Raw genomic sequence first — 23,993 nt, forward strand, 5'->3', positions numbered from 1 at the left:
CGTCTCAGCCCACCAAGGTGGCCGCGCGCTCGAAGATCGAGACGCAGAAGTCCATCAGCGAGCCCACCATCCAACGGCCCATCAGGCCCACCACCAGCAGGGTGACCAGCAGCTTGGGCAGAAAACTCATCGTCTGCTCATTGATCTGCGTGGCGGCCTGGAACAGGCTCACCAGCAGACCGACCAGCAGGCCCGGCAGCACCAGCAGGGTCACCAAGAGCATCACCAGATGCAGGCTCTCGCTGATCAGGTCGATGGCGATCTCGGGGCTCATTTCAGTAGGCCCTCACGCTGCTGACCAGGGTGTTGACGGTCAGCGTCCAGCCGTCCACCAGCACGAACAGCAGCAGCTTCAGCGGCAGCGAGATCACCAGCGGCGACAGCATCATCATGCCCATCGCCATCAGCACCGAGGAGACCACCAGGTCGATGACCAGGAAGGGGATGAAGAGCATGCAGCCGATCTGGAAGGCGGTCTTCAGCTCGCTCAGCACAAAGGCGGCCAGCTTGACGGTGAAGCCATGGGCCTCGGGCTTGTCGACCTGCTCCTCGCCGGCCAGCTTGGCGATCTGCGCCAGCGCGCTCTTGCTGGTCTGCGCCAGCATGAAGCGCGACAGCGGTGCCTCGGCCACCTTGAGCGCCTCGGTGAGGGTGATCTTGTCGGCGTCGTAGGGCACGAAGGCCTTTTCCAAGATCTGCTCGCCCACCGGCCGCATCACCAGAATCGTCAGGATCAGCGCCACGCCGGTGATGAGCCGGTTCGGCAGGCCCTGCTGCAGGCCCAGGGCCTGGCGCAGCAGCGACAGCACGATGACGAAGCGGGTGAAGCTGGTCATCATCAGCGCCAGCACGGGCAGCAGCCCGAGCAGGGTCATGATGATGAGGACCTGGGTCTTGACGGTGAAGTCGCCAGCGCCGCCCGCGCCCATGCCGCTGATCTTCAGCGTGTCGGCCAGGACGGGGTGGTGGGCCAGGCTCAGCGCCGCGCCCAGCAGGAGCAGGCCCGCGCGCCGCAGGCGCTTGAGCATCATGGCTGCAGCTGCTCCAGATCGAGGCCGGCGATGTCGATCACCTTGAGCGCGTAGTTGTCGCCCGAGACCACCACCTCGGCGCGGCCGATGGTGGCGCCGTTGACCTTCAGGGTCAGCGGCTCGCCGGCCAGGGTGTCGAGCTCGACCACGCTGTCGGCGCCCAGCTGGGCCAGCTCGTGCAGCGAAATCTTTGCCTCGCCAACCTCCAGTGTGAGCGTCACCGGGATCTTGCGCATCAGTTGCGGCAGCGCGCGCTGGGGCGGCGCGGGCGCCAGCTCGGGCTGGCCCAGCAGCGCCGGCTCGGCGCCGTCGAGATCGTCCAGCAGATGTTCCAGGTCGGGGGTGTCGTTCATGTTCATGGCTTACTCGGCATCTTCAAAAGAGGTCAGGCACAGCTTGCCCTGGTGCTCGGCCACCGCGGCGGTGAACAGGCGCGTGCCGCCCACCAGTACCTCGGCATGGCCCATGTGGATGGGGATCAGGCTGCCGGGCCGCAGCGCCAGCAGCTCGCCCAGCTCCATCGGGCGCTCCAGCAGGCGCGCCTGCAGGGTCAGCGGCAGGCGGCGCGCCAGCGGCGGCTGGGCCGGGGTGGGCGCGCCGGCGCGTGCCGGCGCGAGGCGCTGCAGCACCGCGTCCAGATAGGCCGGCGCCAATGCCAGCACCAGCTTGCTGGCCAGGCCCTGGCCGGGCTCGCGCAGGTTCAGGCGCAGCAGCCAGCTGCCGGCGGGCAACTGCGGCGCCATCTGCGCCTGCAGCTCGCCCAAGGGCGCAGGTTCGACCGGCTCCAGCAGCAGGGCCTGCAGCGGCTCCAGCAGCAGACGGCTCAGCCAGGCCTGCACGCGCTCCTCGCTGGAGGTCTCGGGCGGGTTGGCGCCGGCGTCCGGCAGTGCGCCATAACGCTGTGCCATCACGGCCAGCACCAGCGGGCGATCGATGCGGCAGCCCAGCACGCCGGCCGCACCCTTGCCGAGCAGCCAGCGGCCGGCGGCCGGCACGCCCTCCAGCGGCTGGAAGCCGAGATCGCTGACCTGGTACTGGCTACGGTAGCGCCGGTTCAGCTGCAGGCGCAGGGCCTCGTTGAAGGCCTCGCGCAGGCTTTCGGCCAGGCGTGGCAGCAGGTGCACCGGGCGGCCCAGCGTGCGCGGGTCCAGGGGCAGGGTGGCGTTGGCCTGTGGCAAGGCTTGTTGCGGCATGGGGCGGCGGGGCCGGAGCGGCCGGTGGCTTCGCGAGGCATGGGCGCGGATTGCGTGGATGGCAATCGGCCCGGCGGATGCCCTGCATTTTAGGAACTGGCCGCCGAATATGTAGGGTTGCCTCTAATATTAGGGTTTACGGGCGGCATGATTTCACGATTTTTGGCGTCGGCGCTTAATAAAAATGGTTTTCAGGTCGCCATATCGAGGGGTGAGCATGATTTGGTCGTGGATATACCGGAGCGCGGCGTGTGGGTATTGGCTGAAAGCTGGGTCGGGAGACCCGGTGGGCGCTTTGGGATGGTGCCGCCTGTGAACTAGTTCACGGGCAGTGGAGGCGCCGTCGCTAATATCGATGCGGAGGCTTGCGGCGGTATCGAAGGCTCTGTACAGTTGGATACATCAGGGCACACCCGAGCGAAAGCCGGGGTCGCAAAGCCTCCGGTCTACCATCCGGGCGGCGCTCCCACAGGGGCGCGGTTCGGGTAACGATAGCGGGGTTGCCAGACCTGAGTCTGCCGATCCACGTGCTGCGTGGGTCTGTGGGTGCTCTCGCCTGCCGGGCCACGCCAGTGGCCTGTTGTGACCTTTGCTGGCCTTCGCCAGGGCTTGCCGCCGACCTTCAGGGCCATTTGGGCCCGATTGGACCAGCGCATGAGCAAGCTTTATCGATTCCTTCTTCCTCCTGAACTGGCGCCACCTGGCGCGGGCCTGGCCCTGCGCGTCGGCGCAAGCTGAGCGCCGGGCGGCTCGTTGCCGCGTTCACGCATCCATCCTGAGCTGCAATTGCCGCGACGTTGGGCAAGGGGATGGGTTTGTCTTGAATATGGCAGCGGAATGAATTGCTTGAGTTGTTCATGCCTGCGTCATGAATATCTGCTGCTATTTTTGTAATTGATCTTGATATTGCGCTAATAAAAACAAGAAGGGCGAAACGGGAGTATCAAATGGGCTTGCATCTGCGTATTTAAGGTCGAGTTTTTGTCGGGTTTTCGGTTGTCATCGCCGAAGGCCGCGTCCAGTATTTCTGTTTGCTTGTCATTACTCCATGCTTGGGGGTAAGGCCTGCGTACGTCCTGAGTTTGTGCCGGGCACCGCCGAGGCGGCCCGCACTATATTGAAAAGGGGTATCCATGAGCGCCATCGCGATCACGCCAGCGGCCCTGTCGGCCGGCCACGGCGGCGCCATCGCACAGCCGGTGCAGGCCGAGTTGGCTCGCATCGAGCAGGACGCGCTGCGCCTGGCCTCGCCCATGGCGGGCGAGGCCGGTGCGGCGGGCTTCGGCCACAGCCTGCAGCAGGCGCTGCATCAGGTGGATGGCAAGGAGCAGCAGGCCATCGAGCGCATGGGCGCGGTGGAGCGCGGCGAGAGCGACGACCTGGTGGGCGCGATGCTGGCCAGCCAGGACGCGAGCCTGTCCTTCTCGATGCTGATGCAGGTGCGCAACAAGCTGGTCGGCGCGATGGACGAGCTGATCAAGCTGCAGCTCTGAGCCCCGCAACGACCTCGCCATCCCCACCATGTTCAACACGCTCAAGTCCCGCCTGGGTTCCGCCTGGAACGCGCGCCCCGCCATGCCCGCCGGCCTGGCCAAGGGCCTGCTGCCGGTGCTGTCGCTGGCCGTGGCCGGCACCGCGCTGGCGCTGATGCTGATGTGGCGCGAGCAGGCCGCCTACAAGCCGGTGTTCGGCCAGCGCGAGCGCGTCGCCAACGGCGAGATGCTGGCGGTGCTGGACGCCGAGCACATCGCCTACCGCCTGCATCCCGAGACCGGCCAGGTGCTGGTGCCCGAGAGCGCGCTGGGCCGCGTGCGCATGCTGCTGGCCGCCAAGGGCGTGGTCGCCAAGCTGCCGGCCGGCATGGAGCTGATGGACAAGAACGACCCGCTGGGCGTGAGCCAGTTCGTGCAGGACGTGCGCTTCCGTCGCGGCCTGGAGGGCGAGCTGGCGCAATCGATGATGGCGCTGGACGCGGTGGAGGCGGCGCGCGTGCACCTGTCCATCGCCAAGTCCACCAGCTTTGTGCTCAACGACGGCCAGAAGAGCTCGGCCTCGGTGGTACTGACGCTCAAGCCCGGCCGCAAGCTCAGCAACGAGCAGATCGCCGCCGCCATCAATCTGGTGGCCGGCAGCGTGGCCAGCCTGGAGCCGCAGCGCGTCAGCCTGGTGGACCAGGCCGGCAATCTGCTGTCGGCGCGCGTGGACCTGGCCGAGGGCTTCGAGGCCAACCAGGGCAACGAGGCGGCACAGCGCTACCAGGACGAGGTGCGCCGCAATGTGCACGACCTGCTCGCCCCGGTGCTGGGCGAGGCCAACTACCGGCTCAGCGTCACCGCCGAGGTCGACAACGACCGCGTGCAGGAGACGCGCGAGCAGTACGGCGACGCGCCGCGCCTCACCAACGAGGCGATGCGCGAAGAGAGCGACCGCGAGCGCATCGCCCTGGGCGTGCCGGGCTCGCTGAGCAACCGGCCGGTGAATGGGGCAGTCAACGCGGCGGCCAATGGCGCCTCGGCACCGGAGGGCGACAACGGCGCCAGCGCGCACAAGAACGCCAGCACCCGCCAGTACGCCTACGACCGCAACATCACCCAGATTAAGCGCAGCCGCGGCCGGCTGGCGCGCCTGCATGTCGCAGTGCTGCTCAACAACGCCGCCGCGCCCGGCGCCGAAAAGCTCTGGAACCCGGCCGAGCTGGCCAAGATCGAGAAGCTGCTCAACAGCGGCCTGGGCATCAACAGCGAACGCGGCGACCAGCTCACCGTCTCGCCGATGGCCTTCCCGGCGCCGCCACAGCTCGAGCCCTGGTACCAGCAGCGCGACAACCTGGTGGACATGGGCGGCTGGGCCGTCTATGGCCTGGGCGCGCTGCTGGCTTACCTGCTGCTTGCGCGGCCGCTGCTGCGCCTGGCCCAGCAGCGCCTGGCGCCCTCGAACGCCCTGCAGACGGTCGAGACCACGCCGCTGACCCCGCTGATGCCGGATGGCGCCACGCCGCCCCTGGCCGCCGCGCCAGGGCTGGCCCTGCCGGCTGCGGTGCCGGGCGCGGCCGCCGCACCCGCGCTGGCGGTGGTGCCGCTGCTGGAGAACTACGACTTGCCGCCCCCCGGTTCACCGGTGGATGTGTTGGTGGATCACCTCAAGGTGCTGGCGGCCAAGGAGCCCGAGCGCGTCGCCGAGGTGGTGAAACAGTGGGTGCAATATGGCCGAGGCAAGTGATCTGATGGCAGCGGCCGAGCCGGGTGCGCTGAGCGCCGTCGAGCGCGCCGCCATCGTGCTGCTGAGCATGGGCGAGGAGCCGGCCGCGGCGGTGCTGCGCTGCCTGTCGCGCGAGGAGCTGCTGGACGTGACCCAGGTGATGTCGCGCATGAGCGGCATCAAGGTCGATTCGGTGAAGACCGCGATCCAGCATTTCTTCGACGACTACCGCGAGCAGAGCGGCGTGCACGGCGCCTCGCGCTCCTACCTGAAGCGTTCGCTGGACCTGGCCCTGGGTGGCGACATCGCCAACAGCGTGCTGCACAACATCTATGGCGACGCGATCCGCCCCAAGATGCAGCGCCTGCAATGGGCCTCGCCCAAATGGCTGGCCGAGCACATCGCCTACGAGCATGTGCGCATGCAGGCGGTGTTCCTGGCCTTCCTGCCGCCGCATCTGGCCAGCGAGGTGATCGCCGCGCTGCCCGCCGAGGGCCGCGACCTGGTGCTGCTGAACGTGGCGCGCCTGCAGGAGGTGGACCGCGAGCTGCTGGTCGAGCTGGAGGAGCTGGTCGAGCGCTGCCTGGCCGGCCTGGGCCAGCAGAGCGCCAGCGTCGAGGGCGTGCGCCAGGTGGCCGAGATCCTCAACCGCCTGCCCGCCGACCGCCAGCAGATGGTGGAGCGCCTGCGCGCCCATGACCCCGATGTGATGGGCGAGATCGAACTCAGCATGTACGACTTCCTGGTGCTGTCGCGCCAGAGCGAGGCGGTGCTGACGCGCGTGATCGAGGAAGTGGCGCCCGAGCTCTGGGCGGTGGCCCTGAAGGGCGCCGAGGGTGCGGTGCGCAACGCCATCCTGGCCGCGATGCCGCGGCGCCAGGCGCAGAACTTCGAGGAACTGATACGCCGCAGCGGCCCGGTGCCGCTGTCGCGCGTCGAGCAGGCCCGTGCCGAGGTGATGGCCAGGGTCAAGGCCCTGGTGGATGCCGGCGAGATCGAGGTGCAGCTGTTTGCCGAGGCCACGGTCGAGTGATGAGCAAGCCCATGCGTCCGCACCGCTTCCCGCCCTTGGCCCAGCTGCAGGCCAGCCTGGCCCTGCCGGCCAGCTCGCCGGCGCAGTTGCAGGCCAGCCTGGCCCAGGGTTTCCAGGAAGGCCTGGCCAAGGGCTACGAGGAGGGCCATGCCAGCGGCCTGCAGGCCGGCAGCGAGGCCGCGCAGGCCGAGGGCCGCGCGCAGGGCCTGGCGCTGGGGCGGCGCGAGGCGCTGGCGCGCTTCGAGTCGCTGGCCGCGCCGGTGGATGCGCTGCTGCGCGAGCTGAAGGCGCTGCAGGCCGAGGTGCAGGCGGCGGCACGCAAGGAGGTGGTGGAGCTGGTCGAGAAGGTGGCGCGCCAGGTGATCCGCTGCGAGCTGACCCTGCAACCGGCCCAGTTGCTGGCCCTGGTGGACGAGACCCTGGCCGGCATGCCGGTGGCGCGCGATGGCGTCGAGGTCTTCCTCAACCCGGAGGATTTGCGGCGCCTGCAAGACCTGGCCCCCGAGCGCGCCGAGGCCTGGCGCCTGCTGCCCGATGCGACGCTGGCGAGCGGCGAATGCCGGCTGCTGGCCGGCGGCCGCGAGGCCGATGCCGGCTGCGCCCAGCGCCTGGCGGCCTGCATGGCCCAGGTGCACAGCCAGCTGGTCGAGAGCGAAACCGAGCCGCAGGAGCAGGGCGCATGATCGCCGCCGCACTGCGTCGCGTCGAGCTGGGCGAGGTGCCGGTGGCCACGCCCACCGGCCGCCTGGTGGGCGCCTCCGGCCTGCTGCTGGAAAGCGCCGGTTGCGCGCTGCGCACCGGCCAGCGCTGCATGATCGAGGCCGCCTCGGGCGAGTGGATCGCCGCCCAGGTGGTGGGCTTTCGTGAGCAGATCTCCTACCTCATGCCCTTCAAGAAGCCCGAGGGCCTGAGCACCGGTGCGCGTGTGCTGCCGGCGCCGGAGCGCGCCGGCCTGGCGATCGGGCCGTCCTGGCTGGGCCGCATCGTCAACGGCCTGGGCGAGCCCATCGACGGCCTGGGCCGCCTCGGCGGCGAGCATGCGCTGGCCAGCCAGCCGCCGCGCATCAATCCGCTCAAGAAGGCCCCCGTGCACGAACCGCTGGACGTGGGCGTGCGCGCCATCAACAGCATGCTGACGCTGGGCCGCGGCCAGCGCGTCGGCCTGATGGCCGGCAGCGGCGTGGGCAAGAGCGTGCTCTTGGGGCTGATCACGCGCCAGACCGTCGCCGATGTGGTGGTGGTGGGCCTGATCGGCGAGCGCGGCCGCGAGGTGCGCGAGTTCATCGACCTCTCGCTGGGCCCAGCCGGTCTGGCGCGTGCGGTGGTGGTGGTGGCGCCGGCCGATGAGTCGCCGCTGATGCGCTTGCGCGCCACCGAGCTGTGCCACAGCATCGCCGCGTATTACCGCGACCAGGGCCAGCATGTGCTGCTGCTGGTGGATTCGCTCACCCGCTATGCGATGGCGCGCCGCGAGGTGGCGCTGGCGCTGGGCGAGCCGCCCGCCACGCGCGGTTATCCGCCCTCGGTGTTCAGCCTGCTGCCCGAGCTGGTGGAGAGCGCCGGCAACGGCGAGCGCGCCGAGGGCAGCATGAGCGCCATCTACACCGTGCTGGCCGAGGGCGACGACCAGCAGGACCCGGTGGTGGACACCGCGCGCGCCATCCTAGATGGCCATATCGTGCTGAGCCGCGCGCTGGCCGAGCGCGGCCACTATCCCGCCATCGACATCGCCCAGTCCATCAGCCGCTGCATGGCCCTGGTGGCCGGCCGCGAGCACCAGGCCTGGGCGCGCCAGCTCAAGCAGCTGGCCGGGCGCTATGAGCAGGTGCGCGAGCTGATGCCGCTGGGCGCCTATGTGCCCGGCGCCGATCCGCTCACCGACCGTGCGATGCAGCTGTTCCCGCGCATCGAGGCCTTTCTGCACCAGGGCGTCAACGAGGCCGCGCCGCTGCAGGACTGCCTGCAACAGCTGCAGGAGCTGCTGGCATGAACAAGACCGCGATGCAGCGCAGCCTGGACCTGATGCTGACCGTGCGCGAGCGCGAGCTGGAGCGCCGCAGCGCCGAGCTGGCGCGCAAGCAGGCCCTGGGCGAGCGCCTGCAGGCCAGCGTGCAGCGCCTGGATGCCCTGGCCGCCTCGCGTGGCCAGGTGGGGCTGGCCGCGGGCGCGCGCCTGGACGCCGGCCTGGCGCTGAACCAGGCCGCCTACCAGCAGGGCGTGCGCGACTTCGCCGACAGCCAGCGCCAGGAACTGGCCCTGCACGAGGCCGATACCGCGGCCACACGCAGCGCTGTGCAGGCGCTCGCCTGCCGCCAGGAGGTGCTGGGCCAGGTGCTGAGCCAGAGCCTGGCGCAGAGCCGGCTGGCCGAGCAGCGCCGCGCCCAGAAGGGCCAGGACGAGCTGGCCGGCCAGGTGTGGCTGAGGGGGCGGACATGAGCGCAGCACCGTGCCGGCTTAAGCCCGGGGCCCTCCCGGTCGCCTTCTCCTTGGGTAGTCCCACCACCTATCCGCACGGAGTTCGCCATGGCTGATATCAACCCGACCTCGATGGCCCAGCAACTGGCCACCGCCTACACGCAATCGGCGCAGTCGCTGCTGGACGCCCAGAGCAAGAGCAGCAAGGCGACCGCGGCGGCGCTCAGCAAGCTGCAGGGCGCCCTGCAGGCCTTTGACGGCGCGCTGAAGAGCCTCTCCACCAAGCCCTCGCTGGCGCAGCTGAGCGCCACGCTGAGCAACCCGGCCATTGCCAACGCCAGCGTGTCGGCCAGCGCCAGCGCCGGCAGCTATCCGCTGTTCGTCGAGCAGACCGCCAGCAGCCAGCAGATCGCCTTCCAGGACCTGCCCGCGGTGCCGGTGGCGATGGGCGGCAGCATGGCGGTGCAGCTGGGCAATGGCGCCGCCTTCAATGTGGACCTGAACAGCGCCGACGCCGATGGCGACGGCACGCTCTCGCAGACCGAGATCGCACGCGCCATCAACCAGGCACCCAACAACGCCGGCCTGGTCACCGCGATGGTGATGACCGCCGGCGGCGTGACGCAGCTGATGCTGTCCTCGGGCGTGAGCGGTGCCGCGGGCGGCATCACGCTGGACACCAGCGGCCTGAACGCCGGCGACCTCAAGACCAAGCTCAGCGGCCCCAGCGTGGAACTGGCGCCGGCACGCGATGCGGTGGTCTGGCTGGGCGCGCAGGGCAGCGGCGTGCGCATGCAGCAGAGCAGCAACAGCTTCACCGCTATCAGCGGCGTGACCCTGACCCTGCTGCAGGCCAACAAGCCCGGCGATGTGCCGGTGACGCTGAGCGTGGCCAAGGACGACGGCGCCACCACGGCGAATGTGAAGAGCTTCGTCGATGCCTGGAACGGGCTCGAGAAGACGCTCGACGAGCTGACCTCGGTGGGCAGCGCCAAGGATGGCGTGGCCGCGGCCGCCTTTGCCTCGGACTCCGGCGTGCGCGCGCTGCGCGACCGCCTGGGCAATCTGCTGCGCCAGAGCTATGGCGGCCTGAGCCTGCGCGAGCTGGGCATCAGCGTGGACCGCAACGGCGCGCTGGCGCTCGACAGTGCGCGGCTCAACAAGACCCTGGCGGCCACTCCCGATGCGCTGGACAAGGTGTTCGGCAGCGCCGCCGCCGGCGCGGCCAGCGGCCTGATGGGCGACCTGAGCAAGCAGGTCGACCAGTGGACCAATCTCGGCAGCGGCCAGATCAAGCAGCGCCAGAGCTCGGTGCAGAGCATGCAGAAGGCCATCGGCCAGCGTCAGGCGCGGCTGGACGCGCAGTACCAGCAGTCCTATCAGCGCTACCTCAAGCAATTCACGCAGCTGCAGAACCTGCAGTCCCAGCTGGGCGATACCAGCAGCATGCTGGCCGGCTTGAGCGTCTAGCTCCCGGCCTTCCAACCTCTTCCCAGACCATGAGCCACGACGCCTATCAAAGCTACCAGACCGTCCATCTGCATGCCCAGACCGCCCAGGCCTCGCCGGTGCAGCTGGTGCTGATCCTGATGGACGGCCTGCTGGACGAACTGGCGCGCGCACGCGCCCACATCGAGGCGCGCCGCTACGAGCTGAAGGCGGCCAGCCTGGAGAAATGCGTCAGCATCATCAACGGCCTGTCCAGCGCGCTGGACCTGGACGCCGGCGGCGAGGTGGTGGGCAACCTGGCGCGCCTTTACGACTACTGCGCCGAGCGCCTCTACCGCGCCGGCGTGGCCCTGGACGTGGACGTGATCGACGAGGTGGTGCGCCTGCTGAGCCAGCTGCGCGGCGGCTGGCAAGGGGTGCAGGCGCGTCATGCCTAAGCCCATCGACCGACATCAGCAGTTGCTCGCGCTGAGCGCGCGCCTGGGCCAGGCCGGCGGCGAGCAGGACTGGCTGGCGCTGGCCCGCATCGACCGCGAGTTGGCCGGACAGCTGGCGGCCTGGCAGGGCGGCGCCGCATGGACGACGGCCGAGCGCCAGGCCCTGGACGGCCTGCGCCTCCAGCATGGCCAGGCCAGCGCCCTGGTGCATGCCGAACTCGCCCGCCTGGGCCAGCTCTTGCAGCAACTCACCGAGAACCGGGGCCGCTGGACGGCGTACGCCGAAAGCGCCGACTGGGAGGAAACACAATCATGAAGCCCGTGAGCACGCGCACCGAGCTGCCGGCCGGCCCACTCTTGCCGGCCATGGCTGCCCCGACCCAGGCCGCGCCGCTGGACGAGGCCGGCCAGCTGGCGCAGGACTTTGCCAGCGCGCTGGCTGCCATGGTGCCCGCCTTGCCCGTCGCGCCCGCCGCTCCCGAGCTGCAGGCCGACCCGGCCGGCGACCAGCTGCGCGCCGAGCTGCAGGCCTTGCTGCGCATGCTGCAGCAGGGCCCGGCCGGCGAACCGTCGGCCACGGCCAACGCGGCCGCCAGCAGCGAGCGCGCGGCCGAAGAACCCGCCACGCCGGCGCAGGACATGCCGGCAATGGATGGCCTGATGCTGGCGCTGCTGCCGAGTGCTCAGCCGAGTGTTCAGCCGAGCGCCCCGCCGCCGGTCGAGCCAGCCAGCGCGCCGCCGGCGCAAGCCTCCGCGATGCCGGAGCCCTCGCCGGCCATGGCCGTACCGACCGTGGCCGGCGCCGCGACCCTGCTGCAGCCCGCCATGCGGCCGGCCGCGCCCGCTACCGGCAGCGCGCCGGCGCGCCAGCAGCCCGCCGTCGACGCCGCTCCCCCGAGCGCCGGCCAGGCGCTGGCGGCGCGCTTTGCCGCGGTGCTGCAGGCCGCCGTGCCGGCCGCCAAGCTGGCGCAGGAGCCGGGCGCCAAGGCGGAGGCCAATGCGGCGCCCGCGCTGGACGCGAGCCTGGTCGCCAATGTGCAGGCCCCGGCGGCATGGGCCAAGCCCGCCGCGGCGGTGGCCGCACCGGCGGCCGCGCTGGCGCTGCCGCAGGCCCTGCCCAGCCAGTGGCAGCAGCCGCTGCTGCTGGCCCTGGGCGACCGCCTGCAGCTGCAGATCGCGGCGCGCAGCGAACAGGCGGTGATACGCCTGGAGCCGCCGCTGCTGGGCCGGGTGGAGATCGCCATCCAGCAGCAGGGCGGCGAGCTGCAGGTGCGGCTGAGCGCCAGCCACCCCGAGGTGACGCGGCAGCTGCAACACATCAGCGCCGAGCTGCGCCAGGAGCTGGCGCTGCGTCAGCCCGGTGAGGTGCAGGTGCAGGTCGCGCAGCGCGGCCTGGCCGAGCAGGACGCGCAGTCGGGGCGGCAGCAGCCTCAGGCCGAGGCCGAGGCTGCACAGCGCCCCGGCCGCGCCCTGCATGAGGGCGGCGACGCGCCCGAGACCGGCCCGCGCCCGTTCGCCCAGCGCCTGGGTGCCCAAATCCGCAAGGAGGACTGAGGATGTCCAAGATCAAGTTGATGCTGGCCCTGGCCCTGGCCGTGCTGCTGGCGGCCGGCAGCGCCGGTGGCGCGGTGTGGTGGAGCATGCGCGCGCCCCAGGCCAGCGCCAGCGAGCCGGTCGAGCCGCCGGCCAAGCCCGGCCCCGACTACAAATACGTCACGCTGGACAAGGTGCTGGTGATGCTGCGCGGCCGTGGCGGCGAGGCGATGGCGCATTACATGGCGGTGGACGTGGTGTTCAAGACCCTGCCCGAGCAGGAGAAGCGCACCAAGGAGCACCTGGCCCTGCTGCGCACCATCGCGGTGAAGGCACTGGCCGGCTACAACATCGACAGCGCCAGCGCGCTCACCATCGAGCAGATCGCCGACGAGCTGAACCGCGCCTACCGCGAGGGCTATGGCGCCGAGCATCGCGAGCCGCCCTTTGCCGAAGCCCTGATCGGCAAGCTCATCATCGAGTGAGCGCAGCGCCATGCAGATGCAAGAAGCCTACGCCGAGCTGAACCAGGTGGCCCAAGCGGCCCTGGGTCCGGCCTACGAGCGCGACCAGCTGCGCCTGCATGCGCCCCTGGTCAAGCGCATCGTGCGCCAGCTCGGCAGCCAGGTCAGCGCCGCCATGGACCGCGAGGACATGGAGCAGGTGGGCCTGATGGGCTTGCTGGAGGCGCTGCGCCGCTACGGCCCGCCGGACGCCGGCTTTGCCGGCTTTGCCACGCTGCGCGTGCGCGGCGCCATCCTCGACGAGCTGCGCCGCCTCGACTGGCGGCCGCGCTCGGTGCGCCAGGACAGCCACAAGCTGCGCGATGCGCTGCGCGAGCTGCGCCGCCGCCTCGGCCACGAGCCCAGCGAGGCCGAGATCCTGCTGCATCTGAAGCTCAGCCCGCAGGACTACCAGGCCTATCTGCAGGCCGATGTGGCCGAGGAGATGGCGAGCTTCGACGAACTGGTGGAGGAGCTCAGCCACCTGCCCAGCGAGAGCCGTTCGCCGGAGGCGCTGCTGGTCGCGCGCCGCAGCATCGAGCAGGCGCTGGCGTGCCTGGACGAGCGCGAGCAGCGCGTCATCCAGCTCTATTACGAGTACGAGCTGAGCCTGAAGGAAATCGCCGCCGTGCTGGACCTCACCGAGGCCCGCGTGTCGCAGATCAACAAGGCCGCCCTGCTGAAGATGCGCACGCATCTGCAGCCGGCCTGAACGGAACACCCCACCATGCAGCCCTTCATCGGCATCCTCATCGTCCTGGCCTGCGTCTTCGGCGGCTTCATGCTGCACGGTGGCAACTTCGGCGTCATCTGGCAGCCGGTGGAGCTGCTCATCATCGTCGGCGCCGGCGTCGGCTCGGTGGTGCTGGGCAATCCGCGCCATGTGCTCGGCGAGATGCTGCTGCAGCTGCGCAAGGTGATGACGCGCCGCCGCCCCGGCGAGGAATTCCAGCGCCAGCTGCTGCTGCTGATGTACGAGCTGCTGCAGACCGCCGCCGGCGGTCTGAAGGCGCTGGACGCCCATGTCGAGGCGCCGCACGAGAGCGTGCTGTTCAAGCGTTATCCCCTCATCCTGGCCGAGCCCAAGCTGCTGCACTTCATCGTCGACAACTTCCGTCTCATGGCGATGGGCAAGATCAATGCGCATGAGCTGGAGGGCGTGCTGGAGCAGGAGCTGGAGGCCATCCACGAGGAGATGGCCCAGCCCGCCAAGTCCCTGCACAAGATCGCCGAGGCCATGCCCGGCTTCGGCATCCTGGCCGCGGTGCTGGGCATCGTGATGGCGATGAACACGGTGGCCGAGGGCGCCGGCACCGCCGAGATCGCGGTGATGGTGGCGGCCGCCATGGTGGGCACCTTCATCGGCATCTTCTTCTGCTACGCGGTGCTGGACCCGCTGGCCAACATGATGAAGCAGCTCGTCAACGAGGAGCTGCAGGCGCTGGAGTCGGTCAAGGTGGTGCTGGTCACCCATGTGTCGGGCAAGCCGGCGCTGCTGGCCATCGACGCCGGCCGCCGCCTGGTGCAGCTCAATATCAAGCCCAGCTTCGCCCTGCTGGAGAGCTGGATCAACCAGATGCAGAGCGCCGGCGATCCCGACGCCACGCCGCGCCGCCGCGCCACCGATCGCATGCCGGGGGAGCGCCAGGGTGAGCGTCAAGGAGAGCGCCGTGCCGCCTAAGCTGAGCGCCGTCGACGCGCACCAGACCGTCGTCAAGCGCGTCTCGCGCAAGCAGGACGACGAGACCCATGGCGGTGCCTGGAAGGTCGCCTTCGCCGACTTCTGCCTGGCGCTGATGTGCCTGTTCCTGGTGCTGTGGCTGCTGGCCTCGCGCAATTCCGAGCGCATGCAGCAGCTGCTCAAGACCGCCGGCGCCGACCTGATCGAGGAGGGCCAGGGCCTCAGCAGCTCGCTGGCCTCGGGCTCGCGCGGCAGCATGCTGGACCGCAACCCGGTGCCGGCGCATGGCGAGGTGCAAATGAAGGGCAAGTCCACGCAGAGCAGCAATACCGAGCAGCCCGATGCCGACCCGCGCCTGAGCAAGTCGCGCTACGAGTCGGCCGCCGACATGCGCGAGCTTTCGCGGCTGATCGAGCGCATCGCCGCCGAGGTCGGCCTGGCCAGCAATCTGCACAGCGCGATCACGCCGCAAGGCCTGCGCCTGATGCTGCACGACACCGAGGCGCAGGGCATGTTCGAGCGCGGCAGCGCCAGCCCCAGCGCCCGCATGCGCGAGCTGCTGCGCAAGCTCGGGCCGCTGTTCGCGCGCATGGAGAACCAGCTCATCATCGTCGGCCATACCGACGCCACCGCCTTCGCCGACCGCAGCGCCGGCGCCTTCACCAATGTGGCGCTGTCCAACCAGCGCGCCATGAGCGCGCGCTACCAGTTGCTGGCCGGCGGCATGGCCGAGGAAACGGTGCTGCAGGTCAGCGGCATGGCCGATCGCGCGCTGCTGGATCCGGCCCATCCGCAGGCCGCCATCAACCGCCGCATCGAGCTGATGGTGCTGAGCAGCCAGCAGGCGCGCCAGCTCGGCGCCATGTACGGCATGCCGGCCGGCGGCCTGCAGGAGGCCGCCACGCCGGCCACCCTGCTGCAGCGCCTGCAAGGCCAGCTGGCGCCCTACCAGCCCGCCGCCGCCCGAGTCACGCCATGAGAACCAACAAGTCCCGAGGTGATCGCATGAGAGTCACAGCATCCAACCATCCGCTCGGCGGCCCGGCGGAAAGCCAGCCGGCCGGCGCGCCGGCGCCGCTCGACCCGGTGGCCGCACCCGCTGGCGCCGGCGCGGCCGCGGCGGCGCTGGTGTCCGACCTCATCCAGCCGGCCCAGCAGGCGCTGGCCGAGCTGCCCGAGATCGATCAGGCCAAGGTGGCGGCGCTGCGCGAGGCACTGGCGCGCGGCGAGATCAGCTTCGACGCCGGCCGCCTGGCGGCCCTGATCCAGCGCTACCACGGGGGCCGCGGATGAACGGCACGCCGCACGAGGCCCTGCTGAACCTGCTGCGCGGCCTGCAGGCCGATCGCGCCGGCTATGCGGGCCTGCGCGGCCTGCTGGAGGCGCAGTTCCAGGGCGCGCTGCGCCACGATGCGGCGGCCCTGCTGAGCCTGGCCGAGCAGATCGGCGCCCAGGTGGGCGAGCTGGAGCAGCGCCGCGTCGAGCGCGGCGAGCTGCTGCTGCGCCTGCTGGGGCGTGCGCAGCCGCCCAGCCTGGCGGCCCTGCTGCAGCGCCTGCCGGCCGGCCCGGGCGAGCGCCTGGCCGGCGTCTGGACAGAGCTGGAGCAGCAGATCCGCGACTGCAAGGCGCTCAACCAGCGCAACTGCACGCTCATCATCGAGCAGCATGGGCTGATGCAGCGCCTGCTGGGTCAGGAAGGGGAGCTCTATGCGCAGCCTTGAGCTCGGCGCCCTGGGGGCGCAGATCATTGGCCAGATCGCCGCCGAAGCGGGTGTGCGCCCGAGCGCCTCCGGCGCGCAATTCAGCGCGCTGTTCCGCCAGCTGCAGGGCGAGGTGCAACAGTTCATCGAGCGCGGCGATGGCGCGAGCCCGGCCCAGGCCGGCGCGGCGCTGAGCCCGGAAGGCCGCTGGGGCCAGGCGCGTGCGCAAGCCGCCGCCGCGCGGCTCGAGGTGGAAGGCACCGAGGCCAGCCAGGCCGCGCTGCCGGCGGACGGCGCCGCCTTCGTGCAGCGCATCGCACCGCATGCCCAGGCCGCGGCGGCGCGCCTGGGCGTGGCGCCCGAGGTGCTGGCGGCGCAGGCGGCGCTGGAGTCGGGCTGGGGCCAGCAGGCGATCCGCCGCGCCGATGGCAGCGACAGCCACAACCTCTTCGGCATCAAGGCCGGTGGCGGCTGGCGCGGCGAGGTGGCGCTCAGTGCCACCACCGAATACGAGCAGGGCCAGCCGGTGGCGCGCCAGGAGAAGTTCCGCAGCTATGCGGATGCCGGTGCCGCCTTCCGCGATCTGACCCAGCTGCTGCTGGACAACCCGCGCTACCGCGCTGCCCTGCAGACCGGTGCGGACGCACGCGCCTATGGCCAGGCCCTGCAACGCGGCGGTTATGCCACCGATCCGGCCTATGCCGACAAGCTCACGCGCGTGGCCGCGCGCATCAAGGCGGGCCTATGAACGCGCGGCGGCAATCAGGGCTGGGGCGAGAGTTCGGCCGGCTCCACCAGGCCGGGGCCGAGCACGCGGGCGGCGATGACGCGGCCGGTGCTGGTGTTGCGCACCCGCACGGTTTCGTTGCGGTGGCCCGCCTCCAGCGCCTCGCCGCTGGCATGCACCTCGATGCCGCCGTTGCGCGCGACGATGCGCAGCGCCTCGCCGCGCTTGATCAGCAGGGGCTCGGCCAGCTGGCTGCGCAGCAGCGCCTGGCCGGCGCGCAGGCCGGCGCGCGGGCTCAGGCCCAGGGCCGCGGCCGGATCGGAGAGCGCCTCGCCCAGCTGCGTCAGCGCACGCCGCTCCAGGCGCAGATCGGCCTCGGCCAGCGGCCGGCCGGAGGGCAGGGCGGCGGCGGCCACCAGCACCTCGGCGCTGAGCTCGGCGCGCAGCACCAGCTCCTGCGCGGCCTGCTCGTCGCCGGGGCAGCGTGCCGCCAGACGCAGGCGGCTGAGGAAGCGCGTGTCCAGCAGCTGCAGCTGCCAGCCGGCCGCGCAGCCGGGCACGCTCTTGGCCTTGGGCGGGGTCGCCACGCGCAGCTGCAGCTCGGGGGCCTGCAGGCCCTCGCGCTGCGCCTGCGCCAGCAGGCTCTGGCGCGCAAACGCCAGGGCCTGCGTGTCCAGGCTTTGCTGTGCCTGCGCCGCGCCGGCCAGCAGCGGCATGAAACCAATCACGAAGGAGCAAAGGAAGCGCATGAGCATTGATTTCAGCAAGGCGGTCGGTATCCACCCCGACGCGCTCCGACTGCGAGCCGAGAGAACCAAGATTCTGGCCTCCAACATCGCCAACGAAAGCACGCCCGGCTACCAGGCGCGCGATCTCGATTTTGCCGCCTCGCTGCGCCAGGCCCAGCAGGACGGCGGGGATGGACTGGCGCTGGACAGCGGCGCCGATGCGCTCAAGTATCGCGTGCCCTTCCATCCGGCACAGGACGGCAACAGCGTCGAGCTGGGCGTGGAGCAGGCGGCGTTCGCACAGAACGCCTCCGACTTCCAGACCAGCCTGACTTTCCTGAACCTGCAACTGAAGGGGCTGGCCAAGGCAATCGCCGGCCAGTGACAAGCATGTCATTCAAACAGATCAGCCAGATCGCCGGCTCGGCCATGTCGGCTCAGACCGTGCGCATGAACACCATCGCCAGCAATCTGGCCAACGCGCAATCGGCCAGCGGCAACGAGGCCGACACCTACCGCGCCCGCAAGCCGGTGTTTGCCGCGCTCGCCGCCAGCGGCCAGGGCGAGCAGCAGCTGGCCGGCAGCCGCGTGCAGGTGCTGGACGTGGTGGAAAGCAGCGAGGCGCTGCGCAAGGTCTACGAGCCCGGCCATCCGCTCGCCAACGCGGAGGGCATGGTGTTCTATCCCAACGTCAACTCGGTGGCCGAGATGACCGACATGCTTTCGGCCTCGCGCGCCTTCGAGAGCAATGTCGAGGTGCTGGGCCGCGTCAAGTCCATGCAGCAGTCGCTGCTGCGCCTGGGGGAGGGCTGAGATGAGCAGCGCAGTCAGCAACAACACGAACGTCGCGGCCGGCAGTGCCGCCGGCGGCGAGGTGGCGGGCAATGGCGCCATGTCGAATCTGTTCACCACCTTGCTGGTGGCCCAGATCAAGAACCAGGACCCGCTATCGCCGGCCGACCCCAGCGCCTTCGTCAACCAGCTCACCCAGCTGAGCCAGATGGAGGCCTTGCAGAAGCTCGCCAGCCAGGGCAGCAGCAACAGCGCCAGCCTGCAAAGCCTGCAGATGCTGGGCCTGGGCGCCCAAGTGGGCAGCCTGGTGCAGGCAAAGGTCGAGCAGCTGCACCTGGCGCAGGGCGCGGTGCAGACCAGCTTCAGCCTGCAGAGCCCGGCCGCCGAGGCCAGCCTGCTGCTCACCGGCAGCGATGGCCAGACGCAGCGCATTGCGCTGGGCAGCCGCCCGGCCGGCGAGTCCAGCTATCTGCTGGATCCCGTCAAGCTGGGCCTCAGCCCGGGCGACTACCGCCTGCGCATCGAGACCGACAGCAAGGAAGTCGCCCCGCTCGAGCTGGTGACCGAGCTGAGCCGCGTGAAGCTGGGCGCCGGCGGCAATGTGCTGCTGGCCCTGGGCACGCTGGCCGAGGTCGGCCCCGAGGCCATCACCCAATTCCGCGGCCGCGCCGCGACCCCCAGCCACTGAAAGGCCCACATCATGAGTTTTGAAATCGCACGCTCCGGCATCAATGCGGTGAATGGCAGCCTGGAAGCCATCAGCAACAACATCGCCAACGCCGGCACCTATGGCTTCAAGTCCAGCCGCGCCAACTTCTCCGCCATGGTGGCGGGCACGCAGGCGATCGGCGCCGAGGTCTCGTCCAGCACCCAGAGCATGGCCAAGGGCGGCGGCCTGCTGAGCACCGGCCGCGGCATGGACGCGATGATCCAGGGCCGCGGCTTCTTCGCGGTGCGCGACAGCGCGGGCCAGCAGGTCTACACCCGCGTGGGCATCTTCAGCGCCGACAAGGACGGCTATGTGGTCGACAGCCTGGGCCGCAGGGCGCAGGGTTATGCCGCGGTGCTGGACGCCGCCGGCAAGCCGGTGCCGGGCGCTGGCCTGGGCGCGCTGGGCGACCTCAAGGTGCCCACCGGCCAGATCGGCGCCGAGGCCAGCAAGAAGCTGGCCTTCAGCGGCAATCTCTCGGCCGACTGGAAGGTGCCCGGCGCACCCGGCCCGCTGCCGGCCTTCGACCCCACCGACCCCAAGACCTTCAACAGCTCGATCACCTCGGTGCTGTACGACTCGCTGGGCGCCAAGCACAGCGTGACGCAGTACTTCGTGAAGACCGCCGCCAACGCGGTGGACGTGCACTACAGCTTCGACGGCGCGGCGCCCACCGGCCCGCAGGCGCTCAGCTTCGACGTCAACGGCCAGCTCACCGCACCGCTGGCGCCGGTGCCCTATGGCGCGGCCCCGGCGGGCGCGGCCGCGCTCGCCATCACGATCGACTACAGCGGCACGACGCAGTTCGCCGGCGACACCACCACGCTCGGCAACGCCGCCGACGGCTATGCCGCCGGCACCCTCACCGGCACCTCGCTGGCCGAGGATGGCAGCGTGCTGGCCACCTACAGCAACGGCCTCAAGCAGACCGTGGGCACCGTGGCCCTGGCCACATTTGCCAACGAGGACGCGCTCAAGGCCATCAGCGACACCAGCTGGGAGGCCAATGGCGCGACCGGCACGGCGCTGTTCTCGCGCCCCGGCTCGGCCACCGCCTCCAAGCTCAGCACCGGCGCGGTCGAGCAGTCCAATGTGGACATGACCGGCGAGTTGGTGAACCTGATGTCGGCCCAGCGCAATTACCAGGCCAATACCAAGGTGATCTCGGCCGAGAACGAGATGATGCAAACGCTCATGCAGGCCATCTGAGCATGGACGCGCTGATCTACACCGTCATGAGCGGCGCCGAGCGCGCCCTGCGCGCGCAACAGGTGCATGCCAACAACCTGGCCAATCTGGAGACGCCGGGTTTTCGCGGCAATGTCGAGCTGACCGGCCGCCAGCAGGTGGCCGGCTACGGCTATGCGGCCCGCCACATGAGCGAGCTGCAGGCCGACGCCGTCAGCGCCCGCCAGGGCACGCAGCGCGACACCGGGCGCGAGCTCGATGTGGCGGTGCAGGGCGAGGGGTTGTTCGCCGTGCAGTCGGGCGAGGGCGAGGCCTATACCCGCGCCGGCAACTTCAGCCTCAATGCCGAGGGCGGCCTGATGCTGGGCGAGCGCGCGGTGCTGGGCGATGGCGGGCCCATCGTGCTGCCGCCGCACAGCAAGCTGGCGATCGCCAAGGACGGCGTGATCTCCATCCTGGCCGCCGGCCAGACCGAGATGCAGCCGGTGGACCGGCTCAAGCTGGTCAAGCCCGCCATGGGCGAGCTGACCAAGAACGAGGCCGGCCTGCTGGTGCCGCGCCAGGGCGGCGAACTCGCCGCCGACACCACGGTGCAGCTGAACGCCGGCCACCTGGAATCCAGCAATGTCTCGGCGGTGGAGGAGATGGTCGCGACCATGAGCCTGAGTCGCGATTTCGAGCTGCAGATGAAGCTCTTCAAGGCGGCCGACAGCATGGCCGACGCGGGCAACCGATTGATGCGCGAGTGAGCGCAAGAAAGCCAAGGAGTACCCCATGAATCCAGCGATGTGGATCAGCAAGACCGGTGTGCAGGCGCAGGACGCCAAGCTCCAGGCCATTGCCAACAATCTCGCCAACGTCAACACGGTGGGCTTCAAGCGCGACCGCGTGATGTTCGAGGACCTGTTCTACCAGGTCGAGCGCCAGCCCGGCGCGGCGCGCGACGACAACAACGCCAGCCCGGCCGGCGTGCAGCTCGGCAACGGCACGCGCATGGTGGGCACGCAAAAGGTCTTCACCACCGGCAATCTGCAGACCACCGGCCAGTCGCTCGACGTGGCGGTGGTGGGCCAGGGCTTTCTGCAGGTGGACGGCCCGAACGGCCGGCCCGCCTACACGCGTGCCGGCCAGCTGCAGATCAATGCGGAGGGCAAGCTGGTGAATGCCCAGGGCCTGCGTCTGCAGCCCGAGATCAGCGTGCCGGCGAATGCCAGCGCCATCACGATCGGCGAGAACGGCATGGTCTCGGCCACGCTGGCCAACAACACCACGCCCACCGAGCTGGGCCAGCTCAAGCTGACCCACTTCGTCAACCCCGCCGGCCTGCTGGCGCTGGGCGACAACCTCTACCAGGAGACCAGCGCCAGCGGCGCGCCGGCCGAGGGCGTGCCCGGCGCCGATGGCCTGGGCAAGCTCAAGCAGGGCGCGCTGGAGGGCTCCAACGTGCAGGTGGTGGAGGAGATGGTGGACATGATCGCCGCGCAGCGCACCTATGAGATGAACACCAAGGTGCTGTCGGCGGCCGACAATATGCTGCAGTACCTGGCCCAGGCGGTGCGCTGATGAGCGCGCGCCTGCTAGCCGCCACCGCGGCCGTCCTGCTGAGCGCCTGCGCGGCGGTCCAGCCGCCGCCGCTGCCGCGCGGCGAGCTCGAGCCGCTGCCCCTGCAACCGCTGGCGCGGCCGGCGCGCGGCCAGGCCGGCGGCCTGTTCGTGAGCGAGCGCGCCGCCTCGCTGACCGCGGACAGCCGCCCCTTCCGCCCCGGCGATGTGCTGACCGTGGTGCTGCTGGAGACCACGCAGGCGAGCAAGCGCGCCGACACCCAGCTGGGCAAGACCAGCAGCGCCGGCCTGCAGACGGCGGCCAAGATCGGCAAGCTGGACCTGAGCGCCGGCGCGCAGCGCGATTTCAGCGGCAGCGCCTCGAGCAGCCAGCAAAACACCTTGCAGGGCGCCATCACGGTGGTGGTGCACGAGGTGCTGGCCAATGGCCTGCTGCGCGTGCATGGCGACAAGAACCTCTACCTGAACCAGGGCGAGGAAATCATCCGCGTGAGCGGCTATGTGCGCGCCGCCGACGTCGACAGTGACAACCGCGTGTCCTCGCAGCGCCTGGCCAATGCCCGCATCCTCTACAGCGGCCAGGGCACGCTGGCCGACAGCAACACCCCCGGCTGGCTGACGCGCTTCTTCAACAGCCCGCTGATGCCTCTTTGATCGAGAGCAGCCATGAACAAAACCTGGATCTCCGGCCTCATCCTGGGCAGCCTGCTGGCGCTCGTTCAGCCCGTGCAGGCGGCGCAGCTGCTGCGCCAGCTGGTGAGCGTGGAAGGCATGCGTGACAACCAGCTGATCGGCTACGGCCTGGTGGTCGGCCTGAACGGCAGCGGCGACAGCAGCCAGGTCAAGTACTCGGGCCAGTCGGTGCAGAACCTGCTCAAGCAGTTCGGCGTCAAGCTGCCCGAGAAGACCGACTCCAAGTCGCGCAATGTCGCCACCGTGATGGTCAGCGCGGTGTTCCCCAGCGGCTACCGGCGCGGCCAGTCCATCGACGTGACGGTGTCCTCGCTGGGCGATGCCAAGAGCCTGCGCGGCGGCGTGCTGCTGCTGAGCCAGCTCTACGGCGCCGACGGCGAGGTCTATGCCCTGGCCCAGGGCAATCTGGTGGTGGGGGGGCTGAGCGCCCAGGGCGCCAGCGGCTCCAGCGTCACCGTCAACACGCCCACCGCCGGCCGCATCCCCAACGGCGCCAGCATCGAGCGCGAGATCGAGACCGATTTCGACAGCCGCGAGCAGGTGCATCTGAGCCTCAAGCGCCCCAGCTTCCAGACCTCCACCGCCATCGTGCAGGCCATCAACAAGCGCTTCGGCGCGATTGCCAGCACGCGCGACGCCACCAGTGTGGCGGTGCAGGCGCCCGCCGACCCGACCGAGCGCGTCGCCTTCATGGCGGGCCTCGAGCAGCTGGAGGTGGAGCAGGGCCGCGAGAACCCCAAGGTGATCTTCAACTCGCGCACCGGCACGGTGGTGATCGCCGAGGGCGTGCGGGTGCGGCCGGCGGCGGTCTCGCATGGCTCGCTCAAGGTGGTGATCAGCGAGAGTTCGCAGGTCAGCCAGCCCAATGCCTTCGGCCGCGGCGACACCAAGGTCACGCCGCAATCGCGCGTGGCGGTGGAGCAGGGCTCGGGCCGCATGTTCCGCTGGCCGGTCGGGGTGAGCCTGCAGACCATCGTCGACACCATCAACAGCATCGGCGCGAACCCGGACGACATCATGGCCATCCTGCAGGCCCTGGACCAGGCCGGCGCGATCGAAGGCGAACTGCAGGTGATCTGATGCCCATCCAGCTCCATCCCGATGCCCAGCCCGGCGCCGCCGGCGACGACGCGCTGCTGCGCGCCAAGGCCGGCCAGGCGGCCGAGAAGTTCGAGGCCTTCTTCATCAAGCAGATGCTCAGCCAGATGCGTGCGGCCACGCGCGAGCTGGCCGACGAGGGCAGCGTGTTCAAGAACCGCGTCAACCAGGACATGCAGGACCTGGCCGATGGCCTGGTGGCCGACAGCATGGCGCAGCAGCGCGCCTTCGGCATTGCCGACGTGATCCTCAAGCAGCTGCTGCCGGCCGATTTAAGTGCCGGGCCCAAGGCGTCGCCTTGAGCTCCTGAAGCCCACCTAGCG

31 protein-coding genes and 1 riboswitch are annotated in these 23,993 nt (G+C 70.3%); of the genes, 26 read left to right on the plus strand and 5 right to left on the minus strand.

Annotated features, from left to right (window positions below; all coding sequences use genetic code 11):
• Positions 1 to 4 precede the first annotated feature (4 nt).
• Genes fliQ through AC3WQY_RS13905 form a run of 4 tightly spaced genes read right to left on the minus strand, consistent with a single transcriptional unit; the run spans position 5 to position 2,224 of the window.
• Positions 5 to 274, minus strand: a complete 270-nt coding sequence (fliQ, locus tag AC3WQY_RS13890) for a flagellar biosynthesis protein FliQ (protein ID WP_285232492.1) — start codon at positions 272 to 274, stop codon at positions 5 to 7.
• A gap of 1 nt (position 275) precedes the next feature.
• Entirely contained in the window at positions 276 to 1,031 is a 756-nt protein-coding gene (fliP, locus tag AC3WQY_RS13895) for a flagellar type III secretion system pore protein FliP (protein ID WP_492709156.1), read from the minus strand.
• Positions 1,028 to 1,390: a FliM/FliN family flagellar motor switch protein gene (locus AC3WQY_RS13900; RefSeq protein ID WP_492709158.1), complete on the minus strand. Its 363-nt coding sequence runs from the start codon at positions 1,388 to 1,390 to the stop codon at positions 1,028 to 1,030. The genes fliP and AC3WQY_RS13900 overlap by 4 nt, the downstream gene beginning before the upstream one ends.
• Positions 1,391 to 1,393: 3 nt before the next feature.
• Entirely contained in the window at positions 1,394 to 2,224 is an 831-nt protein-coding gene (locus AC3WQY_RS13905; protein WP_492709160.1) for a FliM/FliN family flagellar motor switch protein, read from the minus strand.
• A gap of 396 nt (positions 2,225 to 2,620) precedes the next feature.
• A riboswitch (cyclic di-GMP riboswitch) is annotated at positions 2,621 to 2,732 on the plus strand.
• 625 nt (positions 2,733 to 3,357) lie between these two features.
• Here AC3WQY_RS13905 and fliE point away from each other — a divergent pair.
• The 17 genes from fliE (at position 3,358) to flgJ (ending at position 16,921) form a co-directional block, all read left to right on the plus strand.
• A complete protein-coding gene (gene fliE, locus AC3WQY_RS13910) occupies positions 3,358 to 3,717 on the plus strand; it encodes a flagellar hook-basal body complex protein FliE (RefSeq protein ID WP_285232488.1) in 360 nt (119 codons plus the stop codon).
• A 28-nt stretch (positions 3,718 to 3,745) separates the two neighbouring features.
• On the plus strand, positions 3,746 to 5,443 hold the full coding sequence (fliF, locus tag AC3WQY_RS13915) for a flagellar basal-body MS-ring/collar protein FliF (RefSeq protein WP_492709162.1): 1,698 nt from the start codon (positions 3,746 to 3,748) through the stop codon (positions 5,441 to 5,443).
• Between the two features lie 4 nt (positions 5,444 to 5,447).
• Positions 5,448 to 6,455, plus strand: a complete 1,008-nt coding sequence (locus AC3WQY_RS13920; protein ID WP_425334632.1) for a FliG C-terminal domain-containing protein — start codon at positions 5,448 to 5,450, stop codon at positions 6,453 to 6,455.
• Complete coding sequence (gene fliH, locus AC3WQY_RS13925) at positions 6,455 to 7,138, plus strand: flagellar assembly protein FliH (RefSeq protein WP_285232485.1); 684 nt, start codon at positions 6,455 to 6,457, stop codon at positions 7,136 to 7,138. Before AC3WQY_RS13920 ends, fliH begins: the two co-directional genes overlap by 1 nt.
• Positions 7,135 to 8,445: a flagellar protein export ATPase FliI gene (gene fliI, locus AC3WQY_RS13930; protein WP_492709165.1), complete on the plus strand. Its 1,311-nt coding sequence runs from the start codon at positions 7,135 to 7,137 to the stop codon at positions 8,443 to 8,445. The genes fliH and fliI overlap by 4 nt, the downstream gene beginning before the upstream one ends.
• Positions 8,442 to 8,891: a flagellar FliJ family protein gene (locus AC3WQY_RS13935; RefSeq protein ID WP_492709167.1), complete on the plus strand. Its 450-nt coding sequence runs from the start codon at positions 8,442 to 8,444 to the stop codon at positions 8,889 to 8,891. The genes fliI and AC3WQY_RS13935 overlap by 4 nt, the downstream gene beginning before the upstream one ends.
• 87 nt (positions 8,892 to 8,978) lie before the next feature.
• Positions 8,979 to 10,340, plus strand: a complete 1,362-nt coding sequence (gene fliD / locus AC3WQY_RS13940; RefSeq protein WP_285232482.1) for a flagellar filament capping protein FliD — start codon at positions 8,979 to 8,981, stop codon at positions 10,338 to 10,340.
• A gap of 29 nt (positions 10,341 to 10,369) precedes the next feature.
• Positions 10,370 to 10,756: a flagellar export chaperone FliS gene (gene fliS / locus AC3WQY_RS13945; RefSeq protein ID WP_285232481.1), complete on the plus strand. Its 387-nt coding sequence runs from the start codon at positions 10,370 to 10,372 to the stop codon at positions 10,754 to 10,756.
• A complete protein-coding gene (locus tag AC3WQY_RS13950; RefSeq protein ID WP_492709169.1) occupies positions 10,749 to 11,072 on the plus strand; it encodes a hypothetical protein in 324 nt (107 codons plus the stop codon). Before fliS ends, AC3WQY_RS13950 begins: the two co-directional genes overlap by 8 nt.
• Positions 11,069 to 12,310 (plus strand): flagellar hook-length control protein FliK, encoded by a 1,242-nt coding sequence (locus AC3WQY_RS13955; protein ID WP_492709171.1) that lies wholly within the window; start codon positions 11,069 to 11,071, stop codon positions 12,308 to 12,310. Before AC3WQY_RS13950 ends, AC3WQY_RS13955 begins: the two co-directional genes overlap by 4 nt.
• A 2-nt stretch (positions 12,311 to 12,312) precedes the next feature.
• Positions 12,313 to 12,774: a flagellar basal body-associated FliL family protein gene (locus tag AC3WQY_RS13960; protein ID WP_285232478.1), complete on the plus strand. Its 462-nt coding sequence runs from the start codon at positions 12,313 to 12,315 to the stop codon at positions 12,772 to 12,774.
• Positions 12,775 to 12,790: 16 nt separating this feature from the next.
• Positions 12,791 to 13,504, plus strand: a complete 714-nt coding sequence (locus AC3WQY_RS13965; RefSeq protein WP_285235663.1) for a FliA/WhiG family RNA polymerase sigma factor — start codon at positions 12,791 to 12,793, stop codon at positions 13,502 to 13,504.
• Positions 13,505 to 13,519: 15 nt separating this feature from the next.
• Entirely contained in the window at positions 13,520 to 14,473 is a 954-nt protein-coding gene (gene motA, locus AC3WQY_RS13970) for a flagellar motor stator protein MotA (RefSeq protein WP_285232477.1), read from the plus strand.
• Positions 14,463 to 15,452: a flagellar motor protein MotB gene (locus AC3WQY_RS13975; RefSeq protein ID WP_492709174.1), complete on the plus strand. Its 990-nt coding sequence runs from the start codon at positions 14,463 to 14,465 to the stop codon at positions 15,450 to 15,452. The genes motA and AC3WQY_RS13975 overlap by 11 nt, the downstream gene beginning before the upstream one ends.
• A gap of 26 nt (positions 15,453 to 15,478) precedes the next feature.
• Positions 15,479 to 15,766 carry a flagellar biosynthesis anti-sigma factor FlgM gene (flgM, locus tag AC3WQY_RS13980; RefSeq protein ID WP_285232475.1) on the plus strand — a complete coding sequence of 96 codons (288 nt, stop codon included), beginning with the start codon at positions 15,479 to 15,481 and terminating at the stop codon, positions 15,764 to 15,766.
• The gene (flgN, locus tag AC3WQY_RS13985) at positions 15,763 to 16,194 is read left to right on the plus strand and encodes a flagellar export chaperone FlgN (protein ID WP_285232474.1); all 432 of its coding nucleotides are present in this window, start codon (positions 15,763 to 15,765) and stop codon (positions 16,192 to 16,194) included. The genes flgM and flgN overlap by 4 nt, the downstream gene beginning before the upstream one ends.
• Positions 16,181 to 16,921, plus strand: coding sequence for a flagellar assembly peptidoglycan hydrolase FlgJ (gene flgJ / locus AC3WQY_RS13990; RefSeq protein WP_492709176.1), 741 nt, complete (start codon positions 16,181 to 16,183; stop codon positions 16,919 to 16,921). Before flgN ends, flgJ begins: the two co-directional genes overlap by 14 nt.
• Before the next feature lie 14 nt (positions 16,922 to 16,935).
• On the opposite strand, the gene flgA is transcribed toward flgJ, so the two are convergent.
• Positions 16,936 to 17,649, minus strand: coding sequence for a flagellar basal body P-ring formation chaperone FlgA (gene flgA, locus AC3WQY_RS13995; protein WP_492709178.1), 714 nt, complete (start codon positions 17,647 to 17,649; stop codon positions 16,936 to 16,938).
• Between flgA and flgB the strand changes: the two genes are divergently transcribed.
• The 9 genes from flgB to AC3WQY_RS14040 are packed head-to-tail and all read left to right on the plus strand — an operon-like array spanning position 17,648 to position 23,972.
• Complete coding sequence (flgB, locus tag AC3WQY_RS14000) at positions 17,648 to 18,013, plus strand: flagellar basal body rod protein FlgB (RefSeq protein ID WP_285232471.1); 366 nt, start codon at positions 17,648 to 17,650, stop codon at positions 18,011 to 18,013. The two genes, flgA and flgB, sit on opposite strands and share 2 nt — an antisense overlap.
• Positions 18,014 to 18,018: 5 nt before the next feature.
• Positions 18,019 to 18,441: a flagellar basal body rod protein FlgC gene (flgC, locus tag AC3WQY_RS14005; RefSeq protein ID WP_285232470.1), complete on the plus strand. Its 423-nt coding sequence runs from the start codon at positions 18,019 to 18,021 to the stop codon at positions 18,439 to 18,441.
• Between the two features lies 1 nt (position 18,442).
• A complete protein-coding gene (locus AC3WQY_RS14010; protein WP_285232469.1) occupies positions 18,443 to 19,108 on the plus strand; it encodes a flagellar hook capping FlgD N-terminal domain-containing protein in 666 nt (221 codons plus the stop codon).
• A 12-nt stretch (positions 19,109 to 19,120) separates the two neighbouring features.
• On the plus strand, positions 19,121 to 20,338 hold the full coding sequence (locus tag AC3WQY_RS14015; protein ID WP_285232468.1) for a flagellar hook protein FlgE: 1,218 nt from the start codon (positions 19,121 to 19,123) through the stop codon (positions 20,336 to 20,338).
• A 2-nt stretch (positions 20,339 to 20,340) separates the two neighbouring features.
• Positions 20,341 to 21,066, plus strand: coding sequence for a flagellar basal body rod protein FlgF (locus AC3WQY_RS14020; protein ID WP_285232467.1), 726 nt, complete (start codon positions 20,341 to 20,343; stop codon positions 21,064 to 21,066).
• Positions 21,067 to 21,091: 25 nt separating this feature from the next.
• Positions 21,092 to 21,880 carry a flagellar basal-body rod protein FlgG gene (gene flgG / locus AC3WQY_RS14025; protein ID WP_285232466.1) on the plus strand — a complete coding sequence of 263 codons (789 nt, stop codon included), beginning with the start codon at positions 21,092 to 21,094 and terminating at the stop codon, positions 21,878 to 21,880.
• A complete protein-coding gene (flgH, locus tag AC3WQY_RS14030) occupies positions 21,880 to 22,533 on the plus strand; it encodes a flagellar basal body L-ring protein FlgH (RefSeq protein WP_492709182.1) in 654 nt (217 codons plus the stop codon). The genes flgG and flgH overlap by 1 nt, the downstream gene beginning before the upstream one ends.
• Before the next feature lie 12 nt (positions 22,534 to 22,545).
• Entirely contained in the window at positions 22,546 to 23,652 is a 1,107-nt protein-coding gene (locus AC3WQY_RS14035) for a flagellar basal body P-ring protein FlgI (protein ID WP_492709184.1), read from the plus strand.
• Positions 23,652 to 23,972 (plus strand): rod-binding protein, encoded by a 321-nt coding sequence (locus AC3WQY_RS14040; protein WP_285232463.1) that lies wholly within the window; start codon positions 23,652 to 23,654, stop codon positions 23,970 to 23,972. The genes AC3WQY_RS14035 and AC3WQY_RS14040 overlap by 1 nt, the downstream gene beginning before the upstream one ends.
• Positions 23,973 to 23,993: the final 21 nt, after the last annotated feature.

The organism is Roseateles sp. FW301-B2 (genome assembly GCF_058788955.1).

Bases quoted from the DNA above. Each gene is read 5' to 3' on its own strand.
- AC3WQY_RS13900 (WP_492709158.1), bottom strand. From the start codon at position 1,390: ATGAACATGAACGACACCCCCGACCTGGAACATCTGCTGGACGATCTC.
- AC3WQY_RS14040 (WP_285232463.1), top strand. From the start codon at position 23,652: ATGCCCATCCAGCTCCATCCCGATGCCCAGCCCGGCGCCGCCGGCGAC.
- fliS (WP_285232481.1), top strand. From the start codon at position 10,370: ATGAGCCACGACGCCTATCAAAGCTACCAGACCGTCCATCTGCATGCC.
- flgA (WP_492709178.1), bottom strand. From the start codon at position 17,649: ATGCGCTTCCTTTGCTCCTTCGTGATTGGTTTCATGCCGCTGCTGGCC.
- flgN (WP_285232474.1), top strand. From the start codon at position 15,763: ATGAACGGCACGCCGCACGAGGCCCTGCTGAACCTGCTGCGCGGCCTG.
- flgM (WP_285232475.1), top strand. From the start codon at position 15,479: ATGAGAGTCACAGCATCCAACCATCCGCTCGGCGGCCCGGCGGAAAGC.
- flgC (WP_285232470.1), top strand. From the start codon at position 18,019: ATGTCATTCAAACAGATCAGCCAGATCGCCGGCTCGGCCATGTCGGCT.
- AC3WQY_RS13950 (WP_492709169.1), top strand. From the start codon at position 10,749: ATGCCTAAGCCCATCGACCGACATCAGCAGTTGCTCGCGCTGAGCGCG.
- AC3WQY_RS13965 (WP_285235663.1), top strand. From the start codon at position 12,791: ATGCAAGAAGCCTACGCCGAGCTGAACCAGGTGGCCCAAGCGGCCCTG.
- fliH (WP_285232485.1), top strand. From the start codon at position 6,455: ATGAGCAAGCCCATGCGTCCGCACCGCTTCCCGCCCTTGGCCCAGCTG.
- fliI (WP_492709165.1), top strand. From the start codon at position 7,135: ATGATCGCCGCCGCACTGCGTCGCGTCGAGCTGGGCGAGGTGCCGGTG.
- AC3WQY_RS14020 (WP_285232467.1), top strand. From the start codon at position 20,341: ATGGACGCGCTGATCTACACCGTCATGAGCGGCGCCGAGCGCGCCCTG.
- fliF (WP_492709162.1), top strand. From the start codon at position 3,746: ATGTTCAACACGCTCAAGTCCCGCCTGGGTTCCGCCTGGAACGCGCGC.
- AC3WQY_RS13960 (WP_285232478.1), top strand. From the start codon at position 12,313: ATGTCCAAGATCAAGTTGATGCTGGCCCTGGCCCTGGCCGTGCTGCTG.
- AC3WQY_RS14010 (WP_285232469.1), top strand. From the start codon at position 18,443: ATGAGCAGCGCAGTCAGCAACAACACGAACGTCGCGGCCGGCAGTGCC.
- motA (WP_285232477.1), top strand. From the start codon at position 13,520: ATGCAGCCCTTCATCGGCATCCTCATCGTCCTGGCCTGCGTCTTCGGC.
- flgJ (WP_492709176.1), top strand. From the start codon at position 16,181: ATGCGCAGCCTTGAGCTCGGCGCCCTGGGGGCGCAGATCATTGGCCAG.
- fliQ (WP_285232492.1), bottom strand. From the start codon at position 274: ATGAGCCCCGAGATCGCCATCGACCTGATCAGCGAGAGCCTGCATCTG.
- AC3WQY_RS14015 (WP_285232468.1), top strand. From the start codon at position 19,121: ATGAGTTTTGAAATCGCACGCTCCGGCATCAATGCGGTGAATGGCAGC.
- AC3WQY_RS14035 (WP_492709184.1), top strand. From the start codon at position 22,546: ATGAACAAAACCTGGATCTCCGGCCTCATCCTGGGCAGCCTGCTGGCG.
- AC3WQY_RS13955 (WP_492709171.1), top strand. From the start codon at position 11,069: ATGAAGCCCGTGAGCACGCGCACCGAGCTGCCGGCCGGCCCACTCTTG.
- fliE (WP_285232488.1), top strand. From the start codon at position 3,358: ATGAGCGCCATCGCGATCACGCCAGCGGCCCTGTCGGCCGGCCACGGC.
- AC3WQY_RS13905 (WP_492709160.1), bottom strand. From the start codon at position 2,224: ATGCCGCAACAAGCCTTGCCACAGGCCAACGCCACCCTGCCCCTGGAC.
- flgB (WP_285232471.1), top strand. From the start codon at position 17,648: ATGAGCATTGATTTCAGCAAGGCGGTCGGTATCCACCCCGACGCGCTC.
- AC3WQY_RS13935 (WP_492709167.1), top strand. From the start codon at position 8,442: ATGAACAAGACCGCGATGCAGCGCAGCCTGGACCTGATGCTGACCGTG.
- fliP (WP_492709156.1), bottom strand. From the start codon at position 1,031: ATGATGCTCAAGCGCCTGCGGCGCGCGGGCCTGCTCCTGCTGGGCGCG.
- AC3WQY_RS13920 (WP_425334632.1), top strand. From the start codon at position 5,448: ATGGCAGCGGCCGAGCCGGGTGCGCTGAGCGCCGTCGAGCGCGCCGCC.
- flgG (WP_285232466.1), top strand. From the start codon at position 21,092: ATGAATCCAGCGATGTGGATCAGCAAGACCGGTGTGCAGGCGCAGGAC.
- fliD (WP_285232482.1), top strand. From the start codon at position 8,979: ATGGCTGATATCAACCCGACCTCGATGGCCCAGCAACTGGCCACCGCC.
- flgH (WP_492709182.1), top strand. From the start codon at position 21,880: ATGAGCGCGCGCCTGCTAGCCGCCACCGCGGCCGTCCTGCTGAGCGCC.